General features: G+C 75.4%; 17 protein-coding genes. 10 read left to right on the top strand and 7 right to left on the bottom strand.

Annotation, left to right across the window (positions count from 1 at the left end):
* From AC07FY_RS31600 to AC07FY_RS31640, 9 genes are all read left to right on the top strand, one after another.
* A complete protein-coding gene (locus AC07FY_RS31600) occupies positions 1 to 1,275 on the top strand; it encodes a 6-phospho-beta-glucosidase (protein ID WP_479013431.1) in 1,275 nt (424 codons plus the stop codon).
* Positions 1,266 to 2,264, top strand: coding sequence for an N-acetylglucosamine kinase (locus AC07FY_RS31605; RefSeq protein ID WP_479013433.1), 999 nt, complete (start codon positions 1,266 to 1,268; stop codon positions 2,262 to 2,264). The genes AC07FY_RS31600 and AC07FY_RS31605 overlap by 10 nt, the downstream gene beginning before the upstream one ends.
* A gap of 174 nt (positions 2,265 to 2,438) precedes the next feature.
* Positions 2,439 to 3,848, top strand: coding sequence for a hypothetical protein (locus tag AC07FY_RS31610; RefSeq protein ID WP_479013436.1), 1,410 nt, complete (start codon positions 2,439 to 2,441; stop codon positions 3,846 to 3,848).
* Positions 3,849 to 3,853: 5 nt separating this feature from the next.
* Entirely contained in the window at positions 3,854 to 4,924 is a 1,071-nt protein-coding gene (locus tag AC07FY_RS31615) for a glutamate ABC transporter substrate-binding protein (protein ID WP_479013439.1), read from the top strand.
* Positions 4,925 to 4,995: 71 nt separating this feature from the next.
* Positions 4,996 to 6,246 carry a hypothetical protein gene (locus AC07FY_RS31620; protein ID WP_479013441.1) on the top strand — a complete coding sequence of 417 codons (1,251 nt, stop codon included), beginning with the start codon at positions 4,996 to 4,998 and terminating at the stop codon, positions 6,244 to 6,246.
* A gap of 5 nt (positions 6,247 to 6,251) precedes the next feature.
* Positions 6,252 to 9,080: a serine/threonine-protein kinase gene (locus tag AC07FY_RS31625; protein ID WP_479013483.1), complete on the top strand. Its 2,829-nt coding sequence runs from the start codon at positions 6,252 to 6,254 to the stop codon at positions 9,078 to 9,080.
* A gap of 90 nt (positions 9,081 to 9,170) precedes the next feature.
* The gene (locus AC07FY_RS31630) at positions 9,171 to 10,733 is read left to right on the top strand and encodes a PP2C family protein-serine/threonine phosphatase (protein WP_479013443.1); all 1,563 of its coding nucleotides are present in this window, start codon (positions 9,171 to 9,173) and stop codon (positions 10,731 to 10,733) included.
* Between the two features lie 38 nt (positions 10,734 to 10,771).
* Positions 10,772 to 12,097, top strand: a complete 1,326-nt coding sequence (locus tag AC07FY_RS31635; RefSeq protein WP_479013446.1) for a vWA domain-containing protein — start codon at positions 10,772 to 10,774, stop codon at positions 12,095 to 12,097.
* 13 nt (positions 12,098 to 12,110) lie between these two features.
* On the top strand, positions 12,111 to 13,154 hold the full coding sequence (locus AC07FY_RS31640; RefSeq protein WP_479013448.1) for an FHA domain-containing protein: 1,044 nt from the start codon (positions 12,111 to 12,113) through the stop codon (positions 13,152 to 13,154).
* Positions 13,155 to 13,229: 75 nt separating this feature from the next.
* On the opposite strand, the gene AC07FY_RS31645 is transcribed toward AC07FY_RS31640, so the two are convergent.
* Positions 13,230 to 14,231: a methyltransferase domain-containing protein gene (locus AC07FY_RS31645; protein WP_479013450.1), complete on the bottom strand. Its 1,002-nt coding sequence runs from the start codon at positions 14,229 to 14,231 to the stop codon at positions 13,230 to 13,232.
* Positions 14,232 to 14,321: 90 nt separating this feature from the next.
* Between AC07FY_RS31645 and AC07FY_RS31650 the strand changes: the two genes are divergently transcribed.
* A complete protein-coding gene (locus tag AC07FY_RS31650; protein WP_479013452.1) occupies positions 14,322 to 14,726 on the top strand; it encodes a globin in 405 nt (134 codons plus the stop codon).
* A gap of 26 nt (positions 14,727 to 14,752) precedes the next feature.
* Here the strand turns inward: AC07FY_RS31650 and AC07FY_RS31655 are convergent, their stop codons facing one another.
* The 6 genes from AC07FY_RS31655 to AC07FY_RS31680 all read right to left on the bottom strand — a co-directional run bounded on the left by AC07FY_RS31655 (position 14,753) and on the right by AC07FY_RS31680 (position 21,181).
* Entirely contained in the window at positions 14,753 to 15,496 is a 744-nt protein-coding gene (locus AC07FY_RS31655; protein WP_479013455.1) for a DUF8010 domain-containing protein, read from the bottom strand.
* Positions 15,493 to 15,960 (bottom strand): acyl-CoA thioesterase, encoded by a 468-nt coding sequence (locus AC07FY_RS31660; RefSeq protein ID WP_479013458.1) that lies wholly within the window; start codon positions 15,958 to 15,960, stop codon positions 15,493 to 15,495. Before AC07FY_RS31660 ends, AC07FY_RS31655 begins: the two co-directional genes overlap by 4 nt.
* Before the next feature lie 10 nt (positions 15,961 to 15,970).
* On the bottom strand, positions 15,971 to 17,635 hold the full coding sequence (ettA, locus tag AC07FY_RS31665; RefSeq protein ID WP_479013461.1) for an energy-dependent translational throttle protein EttA: 1,665 nt from the start codon (positions 17,633 to 17,635) through the stop codon (positions 15,971 to 15,973).
* A 92-nt stretch (positions 17,636 to 17,727) separates the two neighbouring features.
* Positions 17,728 to 19,233 carry a phosphatase PAP2 family protein gene (locus AC07FY_RS31670; protein WP_479013463.1) on the bottom strand — a complete coding sequence of 502 codons (1,506 nt, stop codon included), beginning with the start codon at positions 19,231 to 19,233 and terminating at the stop codon, positions 17,728 to 17,730.
* 176 nt (positions 19,234 to 19,409) lie between these two features.
* Positions 19,410 to 20,558 (bottom strand): thioester domain-containing protein, encoded by a 1,149-nt coding sequence (locus AC07FY_RS31675; RefSeq protein ID WP_479013466.1) that lies wholly within the window; start codon positions 20,556 to 20,558, stop codon positions 19,410 to 19,412.
* A 215-nt stretch (positions 20,559 to 20,773) separates the two neighbouring features.
* Positions 20,774 to 21,181, bottom strand: a complete 408-nt coding sequence (locus AC07FY_RS31680) for a single-stranded DNA-binding protein (protein ID WP_479013468.1) — start codon at positions 21,179 to 21,181, stop codon at positions 20,774 to 20,776.
* Positions 21,182 to 21,214: the final 33 nt, after the last annotated feature.

Consider the following 21,214-nt stretch of genomic DNA (forward strand, 5'->3'; position numbering starts at 1 on the left):
ATGAAACTCGCAGTGGTGGGCGGCGGTTCCACCTACACCCCCGAGCTGATCGACGGATTCGCGCGGCTGCGCGACACCCTGCCCGTCAGCGAGCTGGTGCTGATCGACCCCGCCACGGAACGGCTGGAGCTGATCGGCGGCCTCGCCCGGCGCATCTTCGCCCGGCAGGGGCACCCGGGCCTGATCACCACCACCTCCGACCTCGACGCCGGGGTGGAGGGCGCCGACGCCGTCCTGCTCCAGCTGCGCGTCGGCGGCCAGGCCGCCCGGCTGGGGGACGAGACCTGGCCGCTGGAGTGCGGCTGCGTCGGGCAGGAGACCACGGGCGCCGGGGGGCTCGCCAAGGCACTGCGCACCGTCCCGGTGGTCCTCGACATCGCCGAACGGGTGCGGCGGGCCAGCCCGGACGCCTGGATCATCGACTTCACCAACCCGGTCGGCATCGTCACCCGGGCCCTGCTGCGGGCCGGCCACCGGGCCGTCGGCCTGTGCAACGTGGCGATCGGCTTCCAGCGCCGGTTCGCCGCCCTGCTCGACCTGGCACCCGCCGAGATCCACCTGGACCACGTCGGGCTCAACCACCTCACCTGGGAGCTGGGGGTGCGCCGGGGCGGCCCGGCGGGCGAGGACCTGCTGCCGCGGCTGCTCGCCGAGCACGGGGAGGCCGTCGCCGGTGACCTGCGGCTGCCGCGCGCCGTCCTGGACCGGCTGGGCGTCGTGCCGTCCTACTACCTGCGGTACTTCTACGCGCACGACGAGGTGGTGCGCGAACTGGCGGACAAGCCCGCGCGGGCGGCCGAGGTCGCCGCGATGGAGCGGGAGCTGCTCGGCCTGTACGGGGACCCCGCGCTGGAGGAGAAGCCCGCGCTGCTGGCCCGGCGCGGCGGGGCGTTCTACTCGGAGGCGGCCGTGGACCTGGCGGCCGCGCTGCTGGGCGACGGGACCGGCGGCGGCCCGGCCGTGCAGGTGGTCAACACCCTCAACAACGGCACGCTGCCCTTCCTGCCGGACGACGCGGTGGTCGAGGTACAGGCACGGGTGGACGCCTCGGGGCCGCGCCCGCTGGCCGTGCCCGCGCTGGACCCCTTGTACACCGGGCTGATCGCGCACGTGACGGCGTACGAGGACCTCGCCCTGGACGCGGCGCTGCGCGGCGGCCGCGAGCGCGTCTTCCGGGCGCTGCTGGCCCATCCCCTGGTGGGGCAGACCGACCGGGCCGAGGGGCTGACGGACCGGCTCCTCGCGCACAACAAGGAGCACCTGCCATGGGCGTGACCCGGGCCGGGCGGGCGGCGGTGCTGGCCGTGGACGCCGGGAACAGCAAGACGGACGTGGCGCTCGTCGCCGCGGACGGTTCGGTGCTGTGCTCGGGTCGGGCCGGGGGCTTCCAGCCGTCCCGGACCGGCGTGGCGGGGGCCGTCGACGTCCTGGCGCGGGCCATGGCCGCGGCGGGCCTGGACCCGGGGCCGCGGGGCGGCCCGTACGCCGCGCACGTGTCCGCCTGCCTGGCCAATGCCGACTTCCCGGCGGAGGAGCGGGAGCTGGCCGCCGAGATCCGCCGCCGGAACTGGGCCGGCTCCACGGCCGTGTACAACGACACCTTCGCACTGCTGCGCGCCGGGCTGCCCGCGGGCGGCCCGGCGTGCGGTGTCGCCGTGGTGTGCGGGGCGGGCATCAACTGCGTCGGGATGGCCCCGGACGGGCGGACGGCCCGCTTCCCCGCCGTCGGCCGGATCTCCGGCGACTGGGGCGGCGGGGGCGGCCTCGCCGAGGAGGCGCTGTGGTGGGCGGCGCGGGCCGAGGACGGCCGGGGGGAGCCCACCGCCCTGGCCCGGGCGTTGCCGGCGCACTTCGGCCACACCTCCGTGTACGCGCTGATCGAGTCGCTGCACCTGGGCCGGATTCCGCTCGGGCGGCGGCACGAGCTGGCCCCGGTGCTGTTCGCGGTGGCGGCGGCCGGGGACCCGGTGGCGGTGTCGCTGGTGCACCGGCAGGCGGACGAGGTCGTCGCGATGGCGGTGGTGGCGCTGGCCCGGCTGGACCTGCTCGACGAGGACGCGCCCGTGGTGCTCGGCGGCAGCGTGCTGGCCGCCCGGCATCCGCAGCTCGACGAGCGGATCGCGGCGGGCCTCGCCGAACGGGCGCCGCGCGCCCGGGTGTCGGTGGTGACGGCGCCCCCGGTCCTGGGCGCCGGGCTGCTGGGGCTGGACGCGCTCGGGTCCCCGGACGGCGCCCACGGAAAACTCCGTGCCCATTTCGGGTGAACCGGCCCCGGAGGGCGGTCGGTCTGGAACCGTGGCGGTCGCCGGCACGTATTCACGGTGCAGGGGTGGGAGCCGCCCCGGGGGGCGGATCTCCCGAGATCCGGCACCGGGTGGTGTGACGGGCCGTGCATGCGGCCATACTGCTGCGGAGCAAGGACCAAGGGGGAGGTCACGGTGGCCGTCACATCACGCGCGCCCGCGTCCGGGGGCGGCGCCGCCGTGCCGTCCCCGGGGGCGCCGGCGGCGCCGTCCGGTGCGCCGCCGGGGCGCAGGACGGCCTGGGCCGAGGGGGTGGAGCGGCTGCGCCGCGCGGCCACCACCGAGCCCGGCCGGCTGCGGATCATCGGCGCCGTGCTGGCCGCGCTGATCGTGCTGTTCGGCTCGGTCGGCCTGTGGGAGGTCACCCGCCGCAGCGCCGCCGCCGAGGACGTCGTGGGCCGCAGCCAGCCGCTGAGCGCGGACGCGGCGAGCCTCTACCGCTCGCTGGCCGACGCCGACACGGCCTCCTCCAGCGGCTTCCTGCTGGGCGCCGCCGAGGAGCGCGAGGTCCGCCTGCGCTACGAGAAGGACATCGCCAACGCCTCGCGGCTGCTGGTCAGCGCGGCCGCGAACACCGGCGGCAGCCAGGACTCCCGCGCCCAGATCACCCTGCTGAACGAGCAGCTGCCGCGCTACACCGGCCTGGTCGAGCAGGCCCGGGCGGCCAACCGGCAGGGCCTTCCGCTGGGCGGCGCCTACCTGCGCTACGCCAACGAGCAGATGACCACCCAGCTCCTGCCGGCCGCGCAGCGGCTGTACGAGGCGGAGACCGCCCGGCTCTACACGGACTACGACGACTCCCGGTCCTGGCCGCTGGCCTCCCTCGCCGCGGGCCTGGTCGCGCTGGGCGCCCTGGTGTGGGCCCAGCGGCGCGCCTACCGCCGTACGAACCGGGTCTTCAACCAGGGGCTGCTGGCGGCGACGGCCGCCTCCGTGGTGCTGCTGCTGTGGCTGGCGGGAGGGCACACGGTGGCCCGGGCGTCACTGAACGAGGCCCGGACGCAGGGGCAGGAGTCGCTGAAGGTGCTCAACGACGCGCGGATCGCCTCCCTGCGGGCCCGGGCCGGGGAGAACCTGACGCTGATCGCGCGCGGCGCCGTGCTCGCGGCGGACAGGAAGTCCGACAAGTACGACGTGGACTTCACGACCAGCATGACGGAGCTGGACGCCGGACTGGCGCTCGCGCGGCGGCTTGCCGACGACGAGGCCGGCCGGGCGCCCGTGGCCCGCGCCGCGGACGGCGTGGAGCTGTGGAAGCAGCGGCACAAGGCGGCCCGGGAGGCGGACTTGACGGGGGACTACGAGTCCGCGCTGGTCCAGGTCGTCGGGGACGAGGGCCACCAGGACAGCAGCGGGGCGGCGTTCGACACGGTGGACGCCTCCCTGGAGCAGGCGGTGGCCCACGAGCAGCGGGAGTTCACCCGGGCGGCCCGTGACGCACGGGGCGCGCTGGACGGGCTGCCGATCGGGACGGCCGTCCTCGCCGCCCTCGGCGCGGCGGCGGCGCTGCTGGGCATCGGGCGCAGGCTTTCGGAGTACAGGTGAGAGGGATGCGGACACGAGCGGTGCGGGCCCCGGGCGGCCCGGGAGGCGGTGCGGACCGGGGTACGCGGGCCGTCCGGCGGCGGCTGACGGGCCGGTTGCGCGGCTGGGGCGGGGTGAGCGCGATGGCGGTGGCCTGCGCGGTGACCGCCGCCACCGTGCTGCTGCCGCTGGCCAGTGCGACGCAGGACACCGCGGCCGGCCGGGCGGTGCGGGGCCCCGCGTCGACGGCGGCGGCCCCGGCCGCGCCCGGGGGGCTCCTCGACACCTGCCAGGACCCGGAGGCGAGTCTGCGCCCGTCGGGTCTGGACGGTGCGGCGATCGCGCGGATCAAGGCGGCCGGCAAGCTCGTCGCGGGTGTGGACCAGAACAGCTTCCGCTGGGGCTACCGCAGCCAGGCCGAGGACGGCGGCGGGCTCGACGGTTTCGACATCGACCTGGTCAAGGCCATCGCCCAGGACATCCTGGGCGATCCGAACGCGGTCATCTACCGGGCCATCCCGACCAGCCAGCGCATTCCGGCGCTCCAGGAGGGCCGGGTCGACATCGTCGTGCGGACCATGACCATCAACTGCAAGCGGCTGGAGGAGGTCGCCTTCTCGACGGCCTACTTCGAGGCGGGGCAGCAGGTGCTGGCCCCGCGGGGCTCGCAGATCACCGGCTACGACACCTCCCTGCGGGACAAGCGGATCTGCTTCGCCGCCGGTTCCACGGCCGAGGCCGCCTTGACGGCCCGGTCGTACGGCTCGGTCCCGGTCACCGTGCCCAGCCAGCTGGACTGCCTGGTCCGCCTCCAGCTGGGCGAGGTGGACGGCATCGTCACGGACAACGCGCTGGCCGCCGGCCAGGCCGCACAGGACCCGTCGGTGCGGCTGGTCGGCTCGCCCTTCACCCGCGAGTTCTACGGGGTGGCGATGAACAAGGACGCCTCCGACCTGGTGCGCCGGGTCAACAAGGTGCTGGAGGAGTACCGTGCGGGCGGCGGTGAGAGCCGCTGGATGAAGTCCTACCTCAAGCACCTGCAACCGGTGCTGCCCGGCGTCGCCGCACCGCCCGAGCCCAAGTACCGGGACGGCTGAGGCCGGTGGCGGGCACGGAGCGGGACACCGGAGCGGAGGCACAGTCGTTGGAGTCGTGGTCGTCGGCAGTGATGGACCGGGACGCGGTCGACCGCGCCCTGAACCGGCTGGTCGCGGAGCACGAGGCGGTGGAGACCTCGCTGCTGGCCCTCCAGGACCACGCCGGGCGCCGGCTGCTGGAGGGCGCCGGGCTGACCGGCGTCACCAAGGAGCGGTGGGCGGCCGCCGAGGCCGACATCACCCGGCTGTGGACGTACTTCGACGCCTACAGCGGGGCCCTGGCCGCCGCCCGGGAGATCCGCGAGCGGCGCCGCTGGCCGGGCCGAGCGGAGCTGGTCGAGCTGACCGAGCGGCTGCGCGGGCCCGGGGTGCTGATCGCGGGCGCCGCCGCGGAGGGCGCCGGGCTGGCCGAGCGGTTCTCGCTCGCCGAGCTGGTGGCCCGCATGAACGCGCTGTACGCGAGCTCGCTGGACGTGGTGGTCGCCGCCGACGCGGTGTGGTCGGCGCTGCCCGCCCGCATCGACCTGCTCGCCGCCGAGTTGCACCGCACCCGTTCGCTGGCCCACTCGGTGGGGGTCCGGCCCGGCGAGCACCCCGCGGGTGACGAGCTGGAGGCCATCACGGCCGAACTCGCGGAGCTGCGGGCCGCGGTGATCGCGGATCCGCTGGCGTTCTGGGTGCCGGCCGCGTCGGGGAGTTCCGCGCCCGGCGGCGGCCGCCCGGACACCGGGCGCTACGACCGCGCCGCGCTCGCTCTGGAGGACGTGCGCCGGGAGGTCGAGGCCGTGCTGGACGTCCGGCAGGACGCCGAGCAGCGGCTGATCGCCCTGCGGGACGTGCTCTCGCGTGCCGACCGGACCTTGGCGGAGGCCCGGACGGCCCGCGGCGAGGTGCTGGCGAAGATCGCCGCGTCGGAGGTGCCCGCGGTGAGCGGCCCGCCGACCGCGCTGCAGGAGCAGCTCGCGGCGGCGGCCGAGCACCGTCGCCAGGCCCGCTGGCACCGGCTCTCCCCGCTGCTGGAGTCCCTGGAGGAGCGGGCCGGGGAGGAACTGCGCCGCGCCCGGGAGTCGTTGACGGCGGTGACGGCGCCCCTCGCGGTGCGGGCCGAGCTGCGCGGGCGGCTCGACGCCTACCGGGCGAAGGTGGCCCGGCACGGGCTGGCGGAGGACCCGCTGCTGATCGAGCGGTATGACGCGGCCCGGCGGATGCTGTGGAGCGCGCCCTGCGACCTGCGGGCCGCCGAGCAGGCCGTCCTGCGCTACCAGCAGGCGGCGGCCGAGGCGGTGCGGGGCGCGGGGGCCCCGGGAATGGAGGGCGCGTGAGCCTGATCGGAACCCGTTGCGTGCGGCCCGGCTGCCCCGGGGCGTACGAGGACATGGGTGGCGGCGAGGTGTACTGCGACACCTGCGGGCTGGCGCCGGCCGGCTCCGTCGCGGCCGGGGCCCAGGAGCTGGTGTCGCCGCCGACGGGGATGACGAGCGCGGCGCGCGGCGCGGGGCGGGGCTCCGCCGGATCGGGCAGGTCGGGCGGCTCCTCCTGGTCCGCCGGTTCCGACGGAACCGACGGGTCCGGGACCGCGGGCGGGCGGGGCTCGCACGGTTCGGCGCGCTCCTCGGCCTCGGCGCGTTCGTCCGCGTCCCGCCGCTCGGTGTCGGGGCGGCTCTCGCGCGCCCTGTCCGGGCCCGGGTCCGTGCCGTCGGTGTCGGTGCGCAGTTCGGGCTCGGCGCCCTCGTCGTCCGGGCGCGGGCGGCTCGGCGCCGGGCTGGTCGACGTACCGGCCGTGCCCCGTCCGGATCCCGCGGCGGCCGTCCTGGAGAACCCCGAGGTGCCCGAGCGCAAGCGGTTCTGCTCGCGCGCCGACTGCGGCGCCCCGGTGGGGCGGGCCCGGGGCGGGCGGCCCGGGAGGACGGAAGGGTTCTGCACCAAGTGCGGCCACCCCTACTCCTTCGTGCCCAAGCTGCGCGCGGGCGAGGTCGTGCGCGGCCAGTACGAGGTGGCGGGCTGCCTCGCGCACGGCGGGCTCGGCTGGGTGTACCTCGCGGTGGACCGGGCGGTGTCGGACCGCTGGGTGGTGCTCAAGGGCCTGCTGGACACCGGCGACGAGGACGCGATGGCGGCCGCGATATCGGAGCGGCGCTTCCTCGCGGAGATCGAGCACTCCAACATCGTGCGCATCTACAACTTCGTGGAGCACCTCGACCAGCGGACCGGTTCGCTGGACGGCTACATCGTCATGGAGTACGTGGGCGGCAGATCGCTGAAGGAGATCGCGAACGACCGGCGCCGGCCGGACGGCCGGCGGGACCCGCTGCCGGTGGAGCAGGCCTGCGCGTACGGGATCGAGGCGCTGGAGGCGCTCGGCCACCTGCACAGCCGGAACCTCCTCTACTGCGACTTCAAGGTCGACAACGCGATCCAGCAGCAGGACCAGCTGAAGCTGATCGACATGGGTGCGGTACGGCGCATGGACGACGCGGAGTCGGCCATCTACGGCACGGTGGGCTACCAGGCCCCCGAGGTCGCCGAGCTGGGCCCCTCGGTCGCCTCCGACCTGTACACGGTGGCGCGCACCCTGGCCGTCCTGACCTTCGACTTCCAGGGCTACACCAACGTCTTCGCGGACTCGCTGCCGGACCCGGAGCACATCGAGGTGTTCGGGCGGTACGAGTCCTTCTACCGGCTGCTCGTCCGTGCCACCGATCCGGATCCCGGACGGCGGTTCGCCTCCGCGCAGGAGATGGCGGACCAGCTGACGGGCGTGCTGCGGGAGGTCGTCGCCCTCCAGACGGGCCGGCCGCGGCCGCAGCTGTCCACCCTGTTCGGCCCGGAGACGCGGGTGCCGGACACCCGGCTCTTCACGGACACGGCCGACCCGGTGGTCTCCCGCCTCGGCCTGCGCCCGCCCGCCTCCCGGGGCGGTCTGCGCCGCCGACGCGCCGAAACCGCTCCCGCCGTCCCGGGCCCCCCGCCCCGGACACCCCGACCGGTGCTCTCGCCCGCCGGCACGGCCGCGCCGTCGATGCCCTCGCCCACCCCGCCGGGAAGCACCCCTCCCGGTCCCGCGGCGTTCGGGGCCGGGACGCCACCGGGCGGCGCCGCGCCGATCACTGGGGGCATCGGGAGCAGCGCGACGCACGTGGCCGCGGTGCCCGCGCCCCGGCACCCGTCGCCTCCGCCGCCGGCGGCTCCCGCCGGCGGCGGAGGACCGGCGCCCGCCCCGGCACCGGCCTTTCCCGCGGGAGCGCCCCGGCGGGACCTCGCGCTGGCGCTGCCGGTGCCGCTGGTGGACCCGGCCGACCCCAACGCCGGTTTCCTGACCGGCCTGCTGGCTTCGGCGCCCGCGGACCTCCTGGGCGCCCTCGGCTCGGCCCCGGCCGATTCGGCCGAGCTGCGGCTGCGGGAGCTGCGGGCCCGGCTGGAGCTGGGCGAACCGGCCGCGGCCTCCGGCACCCTCCGGGAGCTGGAGGAGCGGTACCCGGACGACTGGCGGGTGGTGTGGGCTCGCGGCGTCGCCTCCCTGGCCTGCGGGCAGGACGAGATCGCGGCCCTGTCCTTCGACGCGATCTACGACGCCTTCCCCGGCGAGCCCGCGCCGAAGCTGGCGCTCGGGCTGTGCGCGGAGGTCCTCGGCCAGCTGGACAACGCCGCCGAGTACTACCGCCTCGTCTGGACCACCGACCCGGGATTCGTGAGCGCCGCCTTCGGGCTGGCGCGGGTCCGGCTCGCCGCCGGCGACCGGGCCGGAGCCGTGTACGCGCTGGAGTCCGTGCCCGAGGCGTCCATCCACTACACCGCCGCGCGGGTGGCCGCGGTACGGGCACGTCTGCGCGAGCGGTCCCCGCAGGAGCCGCTGCTGGCCGACCTGACGGCCGCCGCCGGGCAGGTGGAGGCGCTGCGGCGGTTCGGGCTGGATCCGGAGCGCCACGAGCGGCTCACGACGGAAGTTCTGGGCGCGGCCCTCGACTGGGTACTGTCGGGTAGCCGGGGTTCCGTTCCCGGAAGCACCTCGCTGCTCGGCAGCCAACTGGACGAACGGGGACTGCGCTTCGGACTGGAGCGCTCGTACCGCGTCCTCGCACGGCTGGCGCGGCGGGGCGAGGAGAGGATCGAACTGGTGGAGCGGGCAAACCGTTTCCGTCCCCGGACGTGGGTGTGAGTGATGTCGATGCATCGGCCGTCTGGCTGCCCCGGTTGCGCGGAACCCTTGGAGGAGGGTGACCGTTTCTGCGGTGTCTGCGGCTACGCCGTGACCGCCCCTCCCCCGGCGGCTCGTGGCGCCGACCATCCGACCGTCCCCCTTCCGCCGTCGCCGCCGGGCGCGCCGCCCGCGCCGCCCGCCGGGGGCGGCTTCGGCGCCCCGGCCGCCGCCACCCCCGAGCCCGCCCCCGGCTGGGGCAGCGTCGCCTCGGCCGCGCCGACGCTGGTGGGCGAGCCGGGCGGCTGGGCGCTCACCCCGGCGGAACCGGAACCGGAGCGGGAACCGGGGAACGCACCGGAACCGCGGAACGGACACGAGACCCACCCGGCGGGGCACGAGCCCCCGGCGCGTCCCTCCCACGAGCCCACGGCGCGCCCGGCGCCCGCCGCCCCGTACGCGGCGGCGGCCGGTGACGACCCGCACGGCGCCGGCGCCCCCGCCGAGGGCACCCCCTGGGGCGCGGCCGAGCACCCCTACACCGCCGGGGCCGACGACCGGCCGGCCCGGTACGACGCGCCCGGCGGCGCCGGAACGCCGCCGGAGCCGGGCGGCCCGGGCACGGCCGGAGCCCCGTACGAGGCCGCCGGTCCGGCGTCCGCCACCCCCGCCGAGGCCCCGCAGGGCGGCAGCGGCGGCGGAAAGACCTGCGTCGCCTGCCGGGCCGGGAACGTGGACACCGACGGCTACTGCGAGCACTGCGGGCACGCCCAGCCCAGGGAGCGCGACCACCAGGAGGAGGAACTCGGCAGCGTGGCCGCCGTCAGCGACCGGGGGCTGCGCCACCACCGCAACGAGGACGCCTTCGCGGTCGCGGCCACCGCGCTGCCCGACGGCTCCGCCGCCACCGTGGCCATCGTCTGCGACGGCGTCTCCTCCGCGAGCCGGCCCGACGAGGCGTCGGCCGCCGCGGCGGCGGCCGCCAACGAGTCCCTGCTCGACGCCCTCCCGCGCGGCGCCCACCCCCAGGAGGCCATGCACGAGGCGATCCTGGCCGCCGCCGCGGCGGTCGACGCCCTGGCCCCGGAGGTTCCCGGCGCGCAGAACGCGCCCGCCTGCACCCTGGTCGGGGCCGTCGTCAGCGGCGGCCTGCTCACCATCGGCTGGGTCGGCGACAGCCGCGTGTACTGGGTCCCGGACGACCGGGCCGCCCTGGCCCGCCGGCTCACCGAGGACGACTCCTGGGCCGCCCAGATGGTCGCGGCCGGGCTGATGGGCGAGGCCGAGGCCTACGCGGACGTCCGGGCCCACGCCATCACCGGCTGGCTCGGGGCCGACGCCTACGACCTCGAACCGCACACCGCCGTCTTCAAGCCCGATCACCCCGGTGTGGTCGTCGTCTGCACCGACGGCCTGTGGAACTACGCGGAGGCCGCCCGGGACATGGCCCGGGTGCTGCCCGCGGACGCCGCGGTCCGGCCCCTGCACGGCGCCCAGGTCCTGGTGGGGCACGCCTTGGACGGCGGCGGCCACGACAACGTCACCGTCGCCGTCGTGCCGTTCGCCGCGCGGCCCGAAGCGGAACCGGGGCCGGGGACCGGGCGGGAAGCCGAACCGGAACCGGGTGCCCGCGCCGGAGCCCGGCCGCAAGCGGAAGCGCCTCCCCGGGCCTGACCCGCCCGACTCGCCCGCCGAGCCCAAGGAGCCCACCGATGGCGAACTTCGCCAAGCCCAGCGCCCCGCGCTTCCGTGTGGAGGTGTACCAGAACGAGTTCCTCCCGCAGGGCGGGCAGGACGTCCACGCCATCGTCACGGTCACCTCCACCGGCGGTGCCACCGCCACCCGCGCGGCCGCCGGCCGGGACGCGGCCGCTGTCGTGATCATGGTCGACTGCTCGGGTTCGATGGAGTACCCGCCGCAGAAGATGCGCGGCGCGCGCGAGGCCACGGCCGCGGCCGTCGACACCCTGCGCGACGGCACGCACTTCGCCGTGGTCGCCGGTACGCACGTGGCCAAGGAGGTGTATCCCGGCCGGGGCCGCCTCGCCGTCGCCGACCCGGTGACCCGCCGCGAGGCCAAGGAGGCGCTGCGCGGGCTCGACGCGGGGGGCGGCACCGCCATCGGCACCTGGCTGCGGCTGGCCGACGGCCTGCTGCGGCAGTCGGCGGCCGCCGTACGGCACGGCATCCTGCTCACCGACGGCCGCAACGAGCACGAGGAACCGGCCCAGCTGCGCGCCACCCTGGAAGCCTGCGCCGGCCGCTTCACCTGCGACGCCCGGGGAGTGGGCACCGACTGGGAGGTCAAGGAGGTCACCGGCGTCGCGAGCGCGCTGCTCGGCACGGCCGACATCGTCGCCGACCCCGCCCACCTGGCCGAGGACTTCACGCGCATGATGGAGAACCTCATGGGCAAGGAGGTCGCGGACGTCGCGCTGCGCCTGTGGACCCCGGTCGGCGCGGAGGTCCGCTACGTCAAGCAGGTGGCGCCCGCCGTCCAGGACCTGACCGCCCGGCGCACCGCGGCCGGCCCGCGGGCCGGTGACTACCCGACCGGCTCGTGGGGCGACGAGTCCCGCGAGTACCACGTGTGCGTGCGGGTGCCGAGTGCGGGCGTCGGCCAGGAGATGCTCGCCGCCCGCGCCTCGCTCGTGCTGCCGGGAACCGCGGGCGAGCCCGCCGCCGTCCTCGCCCAGGGGCTGGTACGGGCCGTGTGGACCGACGACCTGGCCGCCTCCACGGCCATCAACCCGCAGGTCGCCCACTACACCGGGCAGGCGGAACTGGCGCAGGCTGTCCAACAGGGCCTCGAAGCCCGCAAACTGGGCGATGTGGACGGGGCCACGGCCAAGCTCGGCCGCGCCGTGCAGCTGGCGAGCGCGTCGGGAAACGCCGACACAGCCAAGCTCCTGGCGAAGGTGGTGGATGTCGTGGACGCGGCGGCGGGTACTGTGCGGCTGAAGGCGAAGGTCGCCGACGCCGACGAGATGACCCTCGAGACGCGGTCGACGCAGACCGTCCGAGTGAAGAAGTCCTGAGAGACCTGACGCGATGACGCAGGCAGAAGGGGGAAGCGCCGCCATGCCGACCTGCCCGAACGGGCACCAGTCCGCCTCCGACGACTGGTGCGAGGTCTGCGGCCATCGCATGGCTGCCTCCGAAGGCTCCCCCGCGGCGCCCTCCTACGGCTACGGCTACCCCCCGACCACCGGCGAGCCGACCGCCCAGGCCGAGCTCTGCCCGCAGTGCCGCACCCCGCGCGAGGCCATGGCCCCGTTCTGCGAGGAGTGCCGCTACCACTTCCTCAGCCGCACGGCGACCCCGTACGCCCCGGCGGCGTCCGAGGCCGGAGCCCAGAGGCCGGGGCCGTCCGCCGCTTCCGTCCCCTCCACGCCTCCGCCGCCGGTGACGTACGCGCAGGACCACTTCGAGTATCAGGGCTCCCGGCCCTCCCGGGTCAACCGGCCGGCCGAGCCGCTGCAGCGCGAGGACGACTGGCTGCTGCCGCCGCCCGCGCACGAGCCGCAACCGCAGCCGCAGTACCAGCAGCAGCCTCCGCCACCGGCGCAGCGCGAGTACCAGCAGGAGTACCAGCACCAGCCCTCGCAGCAGCCTCCTCAGCAGCCCCCGCAGCACCAGACGCCCCACCAGTACCAGCCGCAGCAGCAGCAGTCGTTCCCTCCGCAGGGCGGGTCCTGGAGCGCGACGATCGGTCCCGACCGCTCGTACTTCATGGCGATGATGCAGCGCAGTGGCCCCGAGGCGGCCGGGCTGAACCTGCCCGCCTACTCCCCCGAGCAGCACCTGCCGCTCGCCGGCGGCCAGATCACCATCGGCCGCCGCCGCGCCTCCACGGGCGAGTCCCCCGACATCGACCTGTCGGTGCCCCCGGAGGACCCGGGCGTCTCCCACCAGCACGCGGTCCTCGTCCAGCAGCCGGACCGCAGCTGGGCGGTGGTGGACCAGAACTCCACCAACGGCACCACCATCAACGGCGGCGAGGAGCCGATCCAGCCCTACGTGCCGGTCCCGCTCTCCGACGGCGACCGCGTGCACGTCGGCGCCTGGACCACCATCACCATCCGGCGCGGCTAGTGCTGTGGCCTTTCCGGTCACAGCACTAGACCCGACCCCGCTCGGGTCGGGGCGTCAGCCGGCCCGGCGGGGTCGTCAGCCGGCCGTCTCCCCCAGCGGCCACACGTAGGGGCCCTGGGGGTCGTCGAGCCACGCCCACTGCCCCTCGGCGCTGACGGTCACCCCGAAGCGCTCGCGGGCCGGCCGGTCCTCGCGGCGCCACAGGTCCAGGGCCTCGCGGGGGTGCAGGACGCCCTCGGTCAGCACGAGCATGAACTGGAAGCGCTCGTTCTCCACCAGCTCGTAGGGCAGCCCGTGCGCCGCCCCCGCGGCCGGATCGCGCGGCGGAGCGGCCGTGGCCCCGCGCAGCGGGACGAAGTAGGCCGGGGTGTGCAGGAAGCGGCCCTCGGCGAAGTCGGGTCCGCGGACCGTGAGGGCGATCAGCCCGGTCGACAGCGGGGCCAGGATCCGCGCCCCGGGCCGGCACTGTGCCGTCCAGGCGTGCGGAATCCTCGGCAGCGTGCAGGTCACCAGGATCCGGTCGAACGGGGCCCGGGAGGGGCAGCCCCGCGCGCCGTCGCCGGTGACCACCAGCGGGTGGTAGCCGAGCTCGGCCAGGTGCGCCCGCGCGGACTCGGTGATCTCCTCGTCGAGGTCCACGGTGGTGACGTGGCCGTCGCCGAGCCGGTGGCAGAGCAGGGCCGCGTTGTACCCGGTGCCCGCGCCGATCTCCAGCACGTGGTCGCCGTCGCGCACCTCCAAAGCCCGGAGCATCCTCGCCATCAGGGAGGGCTGGCTGCTGGAGGAGACCAGTTCGCCGTCGCGCAGCCGGGTCGCGAGGGGGGTGTCGGTGTAGACCCCGCGCAGCCAGCGGGCCCGCTGCTCGGGGTCGGGGTCCTGCGCCCAGAGCCGCTCGTGGCCGGCGCCGCGGCCGATCCAGAAGTACGGGACGAACACGTGCCGGGGCACGGCGGCGAAGGCCGCCCGCCAGGCCGGGTCGTCCAGTACCCCGGCGGCCGTCAGCTCCCGCACCTGGGCGGCGTGCGCGGTCCCGCGCAGGTCCCGGACCCCGGTGGTGCGTGCGGTGTGTGCGCCCATGCCTCCACTGTCCTGCGCGCGGCCGCCCCGGGCGACTGCGGAGGTCCTAGGACCCGGGTCCTCCGTCCGGGCGTCTGAGACGATGGTCGGGTGAATGAGATTCCGCGGGGCACGCTTCAGGAGCAGACCTTCTACGAGCAGGTGGGCGGCGAGGAGACCTTCCGCCGCCTGGTCCGGCGCTTCTACCAGGGGGTCGCGCAGGACCCGCTGCTGCGCCCGATGTACCCGGAGGAGGACCTGGGCCCGGCCGAGGAGCGGTTCGCGCTGTTCCTGATGCAGTACTGGGGCGGCCCCACCACGTACAGCCGGGACCGCGGGCACCCGCGCCTGCGGATGCGGCACGCCCCGTTCCAGGTGGACGCCGCGGCCCACGACGCCTGGCTGCGGCACATGCGCGTCGCGTTGGACGAGCTGGGTCTGGCCCCCGAGCACGAGGCCCAGCTGTGGAAGTACCTGACGTACGCCGCCGCGTCGATGATCAACACGGCGGGCTAAGCGGACGGGTCGGCGGACGGCGGGGGTCAGACCGGCCGGACCTGGAGGGCGCCCAGACCGGGGGTGTTTCCGGGGCGGCGCATGGCGACCGAGCCGTACGGGGTGCGCAGGCGCAGCCAGCTCCCGGCGGCGAGCAGGGCCACCGGGTCGGGGTGCTGAGACGCGGGGGCGTGGGGCGCGGGGGCGTGGGCGGCGGCAGCGGCCGCCGGCACGGTGGACCGCACGGGCCGCAGGAAACCCAGCGACTGTGCGGCGTGCACGGCGCGCAGCGGGAGGTCGGTGTCGCCCAGCGTGCGCGACCAGATCTCGCGGCCGATGCGGTCGCGCTCGGAGCGGGTCCGGGCATGCGCGGGCAGGGCCTCGTCACGGGCGCGGAACTCGGCGACGGCGTCCGCCACGGCCGCCCGCATCTCCTCGGGCCCGGGCAGCCCGGGCAGCTGCCGCCAGCCGCCGCGGGGCGGGAGTACGCCGGCCCACGGCGGGCCGGTGACCGGCCCGGGCACGGTGGCCCCGGCCGCGGCCTCCTCCACCGACTCCAGCAACTCCCCGGCGGAGACCGTCCGGTCCAGCGGTGCGGCGAGGGGCGCGGCGAGCCGCACCGTGCGCACGGCCAGCACCTCGAAGGACGGCGGCCTGCCGAACACGGCGAGCGCGCCGCCGCCGGCCTGGAGCCGGACGGCGGCGGCGCGGTCGTAGTGCACCAGCCGCCCCAGGAAGGCGGCGAGGTCCGCCGCCTCCCCGGAGTCGGCGAAGTGCAGCCGTTCGCTCATGCCGCGAGGCGTCCTTCCGGACGGGCCGCCGGGGTGCCCGGCTCGTCGAGGTACTTCTCCAGGAAGTGCCTCTCCTCGGCCGTGATGCGGCGGGGCCGCCCCTCGGCGAGGTTGTAGGGCACGACCACGGTCGAGGCGCGCACGTAGACCTTCTCGGGCGCGTCCTCGGTCGCCTCGTCCTTGACCTCGTAGCCGATGGTCAGGGACGCGGCGCCGATCCGGGTGACCCATGACTCGATGAGCACCGGCTCGTGACGGTGCACGAGCGGCAGCTTGTAGTCGATCTCGTGGCGGGCCACGACGGACCCCCCCGTGAAGGACTCGCTGCCCTCCCCCGGCGCCAGCCGGAACATGAAGTCGATCCTCGCCTCCTCCAGGTAGCGGAGGAAGACCACGTTGTTCACGTGGCCGAAGGAATCCATGTCCGACCAGCGCAGGGGGCACCGGTAGTGGTGTCTGGCCATGATGGCGGTCTCAGCCTCGCGTGAGCTTCTTGTAGGTGGCGCGGTGCGGACGCGTGGCGTCCGGGCCGAGCCGCTCGATCTTGTTCTTCTCGTAGGACTCGAAGTTGCCCTCGAACCAGAACCACTTCGAGTCGCCCTCGTAGGCCAGGATGTGCGTGGCCACGCGGTCCAGGAACCAGCGGTCGTGGGAGACGACCACGGCCGCACCGGGGAACTCCAGCAGCGCGTTCTCCAGCGAGCCCAGGGTCTCGACGTCGAGGTCGTTGGTGGGCTCGTCGAGGAGGAGCAGGTTGCCGCCCTGCTTGAGGGTGAGCGCGAGGTTCAGGCGGTTGCGCTCACCGCCGGAGAGCACGCCGGCCGGCTTCTGCTGGTCCGGGCCCTTGAAGCCGAAGGCGCTGACGTAGGCGCGCGACGGCATCTCGACGTTGCCGACGTTGATGTAGTCCAGCTCGTCCGACACGACCGCCCAGAGGGTCTTCTTGGGGTCGATGTTGGCGCGGCCCTGGTCGACGTAGGAGATCTTGACGGTCTCGCCGACCTTGATCTCGCCGGAGTCCGGCTTCTCCAGGCCCTGGATCATCTTGAAGAGCGTGGTCTTGCCGGCGCCGTTCGGGCCGATGATGCCGACGATGCCGTTGCGCGGCAGCGTGAAGGACAGGTCGTCGATGAGGACCTTGTCGCCGAACGCCTTCGAGAGGTTGTTGACCTCGACCACGATCGAGCCCAGACGCGGGCCCGGCGGGATCTGGATCTCGTCGAAGTCGAGCTTGCGCATCTTCTCGGCCTCGGCCGCCATCTCCTCGTAGCGGGCGAGGCGGGCCTTGGACTTGACCTGGCGGCCCTTGGCGTTGGAGCGGACCCACTCCAGCTCTTCCTTGAGGCGCTTGGCGCGCTTCTCGTCCTTCTTGCCCTCGACCTTGAGGCGCTCGGCCTTCTTCTCCAGGTAGGTGGAGTAGTTGCCCTCGTAGGGGTGGGCGCGGCCGCGGTCGAGTTCGAGGATCCACTCGGCGACGTTGTCGAGGAAGTAGCGGTCGTGGGTGACGGCCACGACGGCGCCCTTGTACTGGGCCAGGTGCTGCTCCAGCCAGTTCACCGACTCGGCGTCGAGGTGGTTGGTGGGCTCGTCGAGGAGCAGCAGGTCGGGGGCCTCGAGCAGCAGCTTGCAGAGGGCCACGCGGCGCTTCTCGCCACCGGAGAGGTTGGTGACGGGCCAGTCGCCGGGCGGGCAGCCCAGGGCGTCCATGGCCTGCTCCAGCTGGGCGTCGAGGTCCCACGCGTTGGCGTGGTCCAGGTCGTCCTGGAGCTTGCCCATCTCCTCCATCAGCTCGTCGGTGTAGTTCGTCGCCATTTCCTCGGCGATCGCGTTGAACCGGTTGAGCTTCTGCTTGATCGGGCCGACGCCGTCCTCGACGTTCTCCAGGACGGTCTTGGACTCGTCGAGCTTCGGCTCCTGCATGAGGATGCCGACGGAGTAGCCGGGCGACAGGTAGGCATCGCCGTTCGACGGCTGCTCGATACCCGCCATGATCTTCAGGACGGTCGACTTGCCGGCGCCGTTCGGGCCGACCACGCCGATCTTCGCCCCCGGCATGAAGTTCAGGAAGACGTCGTCGAGGATCACCTTGTCGCCGTGCGCCTTGCGCGTCTTGCGCATGGTGTAGATGAACTCAGCCAAGAGAAACCGTCCGGCAGATCGATGGTGGGCAGATACACCCCATCTTGCCAGTCGTCCATACCCCGGGGCGAACGGGTAGGTGGGAGATCGGGTCAGGGGGCCGGCGCGAGGGGCTCCTCGGGGTGCGGGCGGTAGACGGTCAGGGCGTCCGGGAGCGAGTCCAGGACCAGGGAGGACGGCGCCTTCGCGTACTCCCCGTCGTACGCGAACGGGGTGCCCGGCGGGATGTCGTCGATCCGCAGGCTGCGCAGCCGGGTGGCGGCGTGGACCGGGGAGCGGGTCAGCGGGCCGGCGAGGGCGGCGGCCAGCAGGCGGGGGCCGGGGCGGCCGCCGCCGTGCACGAGGCGTACATCGAGCAGCCCCTCGCCCAGGTTGTCGCGCCGGCGGGGGGTGGGGCCGGTCCCGTGGTAGGTGCCGTTGCCCGCGAAGAGCAGCCAGACGCTCCCGGGCCGTCCCGCCGGGCGCAGCGGCACGGGGCGCTGGGCGTTCAGCACCCGCCAGGCCGCGAGCAGGGCCGCGGGGCCGCTGCCGATGCGCGGCGCCCAGCGCAGGCGGTGGCGCAGCAGCTCCGGGTAGGCGCCGATGCTGAAGTTGTTCAGGAAGTAACCGGGACGGCCGTCCTGCGGGCCGGGGGTGAAGCGGCCGACGCCGATGTGGACGGCATGGCCTTCGGCCACCGCACGGCAGGTGTCCTCCGTCCCGGCGAGGCCGAGGTCCATCGCGAAGTGGTTGAGGCTGCCGCCGGGGAAGACGGCCAGCGGCAGCCCGGCGCGCAGGGCGGCGGTGGCGGCCGTGTTGATGGTGCCGTCGCCGCCGCAGACCCCGAGGACGGTGGCGCGGGAGGCCGCGGACTCCAGTGCCTCGGCGACGTCCGGGCCGGCGCACTCGATCACCTCGGCCTCGGGGAGCCGGTCGCGCAGTACCCCGAGGCGGGCGGCCGTGGCGGAGCCGGACGCCGTGTTGACCACCACGACGAGCCCGGCGCCGTCGGGCAGCGCGGGCGCGCCGGCGGCGCGCCGCTCCTCGCCCGGCACGACGCGGGCGTCCTTGGCGCCGCGGGCGATCCGGTCCACGACCAGGCCCGCGGCCACGCCCAGCACGGCGCCCGCGACCACGTCGGAGGGGTAGTGGACGCCCGTGTACACCCGGGAGAAGGCCACGGACGCGGCCACGGGGGCCAGCACGGCGCCCCAGCCCGGCGACCCCAGCGCCAGGCCGGCGGTGAAGGCGAAGGCCGAGGCGGAGTGCCCGGACGGGAAGGAGGTGGTCTGGGGCTGCGTGGCCAGCTGCCGGACGGCGGGCACCCCGTCGAGCAGCGGCCGCGGTCGGCGCACGGACCATTTGCCGACGGTGTTGATGGTCGCCGAGGCGAGCGCCAGCGAGGCGGCCCCCCGGGCGGCGGCCTTGCGGGCGCGGGCCGACCCGAAGGCGGCGAGCCCGAGGGCGACCCCGCCCCACAGCACGCCGTGGTCGGCGGTCCGTCCGAGCCTGGGCAGCACCCGGTCGGCACCCGGCCAGTGCCGCCGGGCCACGGCGTCGAACAACTGCCGGTCCCACCGCACGACAGCGCCCCGCCAGGTCAACTCTTGATCGGCCATGGCCTGCGCATACCCCGGGCGGGCCCCCGGAACCCGCCCGACCGGGTGCCACCCCCCGGTCGGCCCGCAAGGACCAGCCCGCCGCCGCCCGGCCCTCCCGACCGGACTGCTGGCACGAGCCTGGCTGTCCGGTCGGCCGCTGTACGTGTCGCCGGACGGTCAGTGTCGCCGGGCGGTCAGTGGCGGCCGTGGTCCGCCTCGTCCAGGGGGCGCTTGCGCAGGAGGAGGACCACCACGCCGCCGAGGACCACCAGGCCCACCGCCAGGGAGGCGATGACCGGCGTGGCCGCCGAACTGCCGCTGGAGGCCAGCCGCTCCTCGGCCGGGGAGTCCGGCGTGCCGGGAACGGTCGGGCCGCTCTGGCCGGCGGGCATGGCACCCGGCTGCCCGCCGCCCTCCGCGGTGGCGGCCCGGACCGCCGGCGGCTCCGGCCAGAGCGCCGTCGCCCTGGCCGCCGCCGCGGACTCGCTGGACCCGGCCACGACCTGTGCCTGCGCCGGCACTCCGCTGGTGAAGACCCGCCCGACGGGAACCCTGGTCGCGCCGTGGACGGTGACCGAGGCCGTGCCGTCGGGCGTGCCCGGGGGCACCTCGAAGTACAGCCGGGTGCCGTTGCCAGCGGTGTCCAGCGGCCGCCCCTCGGCGTCCACCACCCGCACTCCCATCGCGACGGCCGCCGCGTCCGGGACGACGGACACGCTGCGCGCCCCGGTCCGCACGGTCACCGGGCCCAGCCGGGTGCCGACGGCCCCCTGCACCGCGCCCGGGTCGAGCGCCAGCGACGCCGGGGGCTCGGGCAGCTGCCCGGCCTCCCGCTGGAGGTAGTCGGCCAGCTTCTCCGCCGCCGGGTCCGCGGCCTCCACCCGCGCCCCTTCCGCCAGCCGCCAGATCGCCACCTGGGTGCCCGCCGCCGCGCTCTCCGCGGTCAGCGAACCGGCCCCGGCGGCCTCGGCGAGCCCCGCCAGGTCGTTCAGCTGCGGGTAGGAGTGCTCCAGGACCCAGCGGATCCGGCCCGCCTCCCCCTTCCCGGCGAGAGGGCTGCCGCTCCAGCCGCTCTCCGTGTAGCGGGACCGGGGCTGGGCGTGGCCCTCGACGCCGACCCCGTACGTCTGGAGCATCCCGCCCCCGTCGACCCGCATCTCGTAGAGCCCGGCCGGGATGTGCCGCACCGTTCCGTCACCGGAGTGGAGGACGGCCTCTCCGTACGTCTTGAGCCCGTCCAGCACGGCGCTCGCGCCCTCCGACGCCCGGGCCGCCGCCGGATCGGAGTCGGCGGCCGCCGACGCTCCGGGCGCGGCCGTGAGGGCCGCCGCCAGCAGGGCCACGGCCAGCGGGCGCCGCGCCGAGCCCCGTACGGCCGGGGACAGCCCGGCGGCAGCGACAGCGACAGCGACAGCGGCAGCAGCAGCAGGAGCAGGAGCAGGAGCAGGAGTGGAATCGGGAGCGGAGGATGCGGGAACGGCAATCGACACAGTCTTCCCCTTCGGGCCAAAGACCCAGGTGCCCGTGAGTACCGGGGAATCCTAACCGCCTCGAACACTCAGACCACCGCCGCCTTCTGAGTGGTCATCAGTGGCGCGTCGATCTTGACGACCCGGCGGAACGCGGCCGTCCCGCGGTTCAGGTCGTGCCCGATGGCCGTCGCGTCGATCTCCGCCGACACCCACCGGCGCCCCTCCCCGTCGGGCGGGTCCTCCCGGACCCGCAGCCGCCCGTGCACCACCAGCGGTTCGCCCACCGCCACGGAGCCCGCCAGGTTCACCGCAAGCGCCCGGCGCGCCCACACGGTGTAGAAGCTGGTGGACCCGTCCGCCCAGGCCTCCTTGCGCCGGTCGAAGTACCTCGGCGTCACGGCGAAGCGGAACCTCGCCGACGGCCCGTTCGGCGTCTCCTTGTAGTCGATCTGGGTGGCCACGTACCCCACGAGCGTCACCTGGGTGTCGTTCATCCCGGCCGCCTCTCCCGCGATGCCTGCCCGTAC

The sequence above is a fragment of the Streptomyces sp. NPDC045967 genome, from assembly GCF_056430495.1.

Excerpts from the sequence above, each read along its gene's own strand:
- AC07FY_RS31645 (WP_479013450.1), bottom strand. The coding sequence starts at position 14,231 with ATGGGCGCACACACCGCACGCACCACCGGGGTCCGGGACCTGCGCGGG.
- AC07FY_RS31600 (WP_479013431.1), top strand. The coding sequence starts at position 1 with ATGAAACTCGCAGTGGTGGGCGGCGGTTCCACCTACACCCCCGAGCTG.
- AC07FY_RS31660 (WP_479013458.1), bottom strand. The coding sequence starts at position 15,960 with ATGGCCAGACACCACTACCGGTGCCCCCTGCGCTGGTCGGACATGGAT.
- AC07FY_RS31605 (WP_479013433.1), top strand. The coding sequence starts at position 1,266 with ATGGGCGTGACCCGGGCCGGGCGGGCGGCGGTGCTGGCCGTGGACGCC.
- AC07FY_RS31640 (WP_479013448.1), top strand. The coding sequence starts at position 12,111 with ATGACGCAGGCAGAAGGGGGAAGCGCCGCCATGCCGACCTGCCCGAAC.
- AC07FY_RS31620 (WP_479013441.1), top strand. The coding sequence starts at position 4,996 with ATGGACCGGGACGCGGTCGACCGCGCCCTGAACCGGCTGGTCGCGGAG.
- AC07FY_RS31635 (WP_479013446.1), top strand. The coding sequence starts at position 10,772 with ATGGCGAACTTCGCCAAGCCCAGCGCCCCGCGCTTCCGTGTGGAGGTG.
- AC07FY_RS31680 (WP_479013468.1), bottom strand. The coding sequence starts at position 21,181 with ATGAACGACACCCAGGTGACGCTCGTGGGGTACGTGGCCACCCAGATC.
- AC07FY_RS31670 (WP_479013463.1), bottom strand. The coding sequence starts at position 19,233 with ATGGCCGATCAAGAGTTGACCTGGCGGGGCGCTGTCGTGCGGTGGGAC.
- AC07FY_RS31655 (WP_479013455.1), bottom strand. The coding sequence starts at position 15,496 with ATGAGCGAACGGCTGCACTTCGCCGACTCCGGGGAGGCGGCGGACCTC.
- AC07FY_RS31615 (WP_479013439.1), top strand. The coding sequence starts at position 3,854 with ATGCGGACACGAGCGGTGCGGGCCCCGGGCGGCCCGGGAGGCGGTGCG.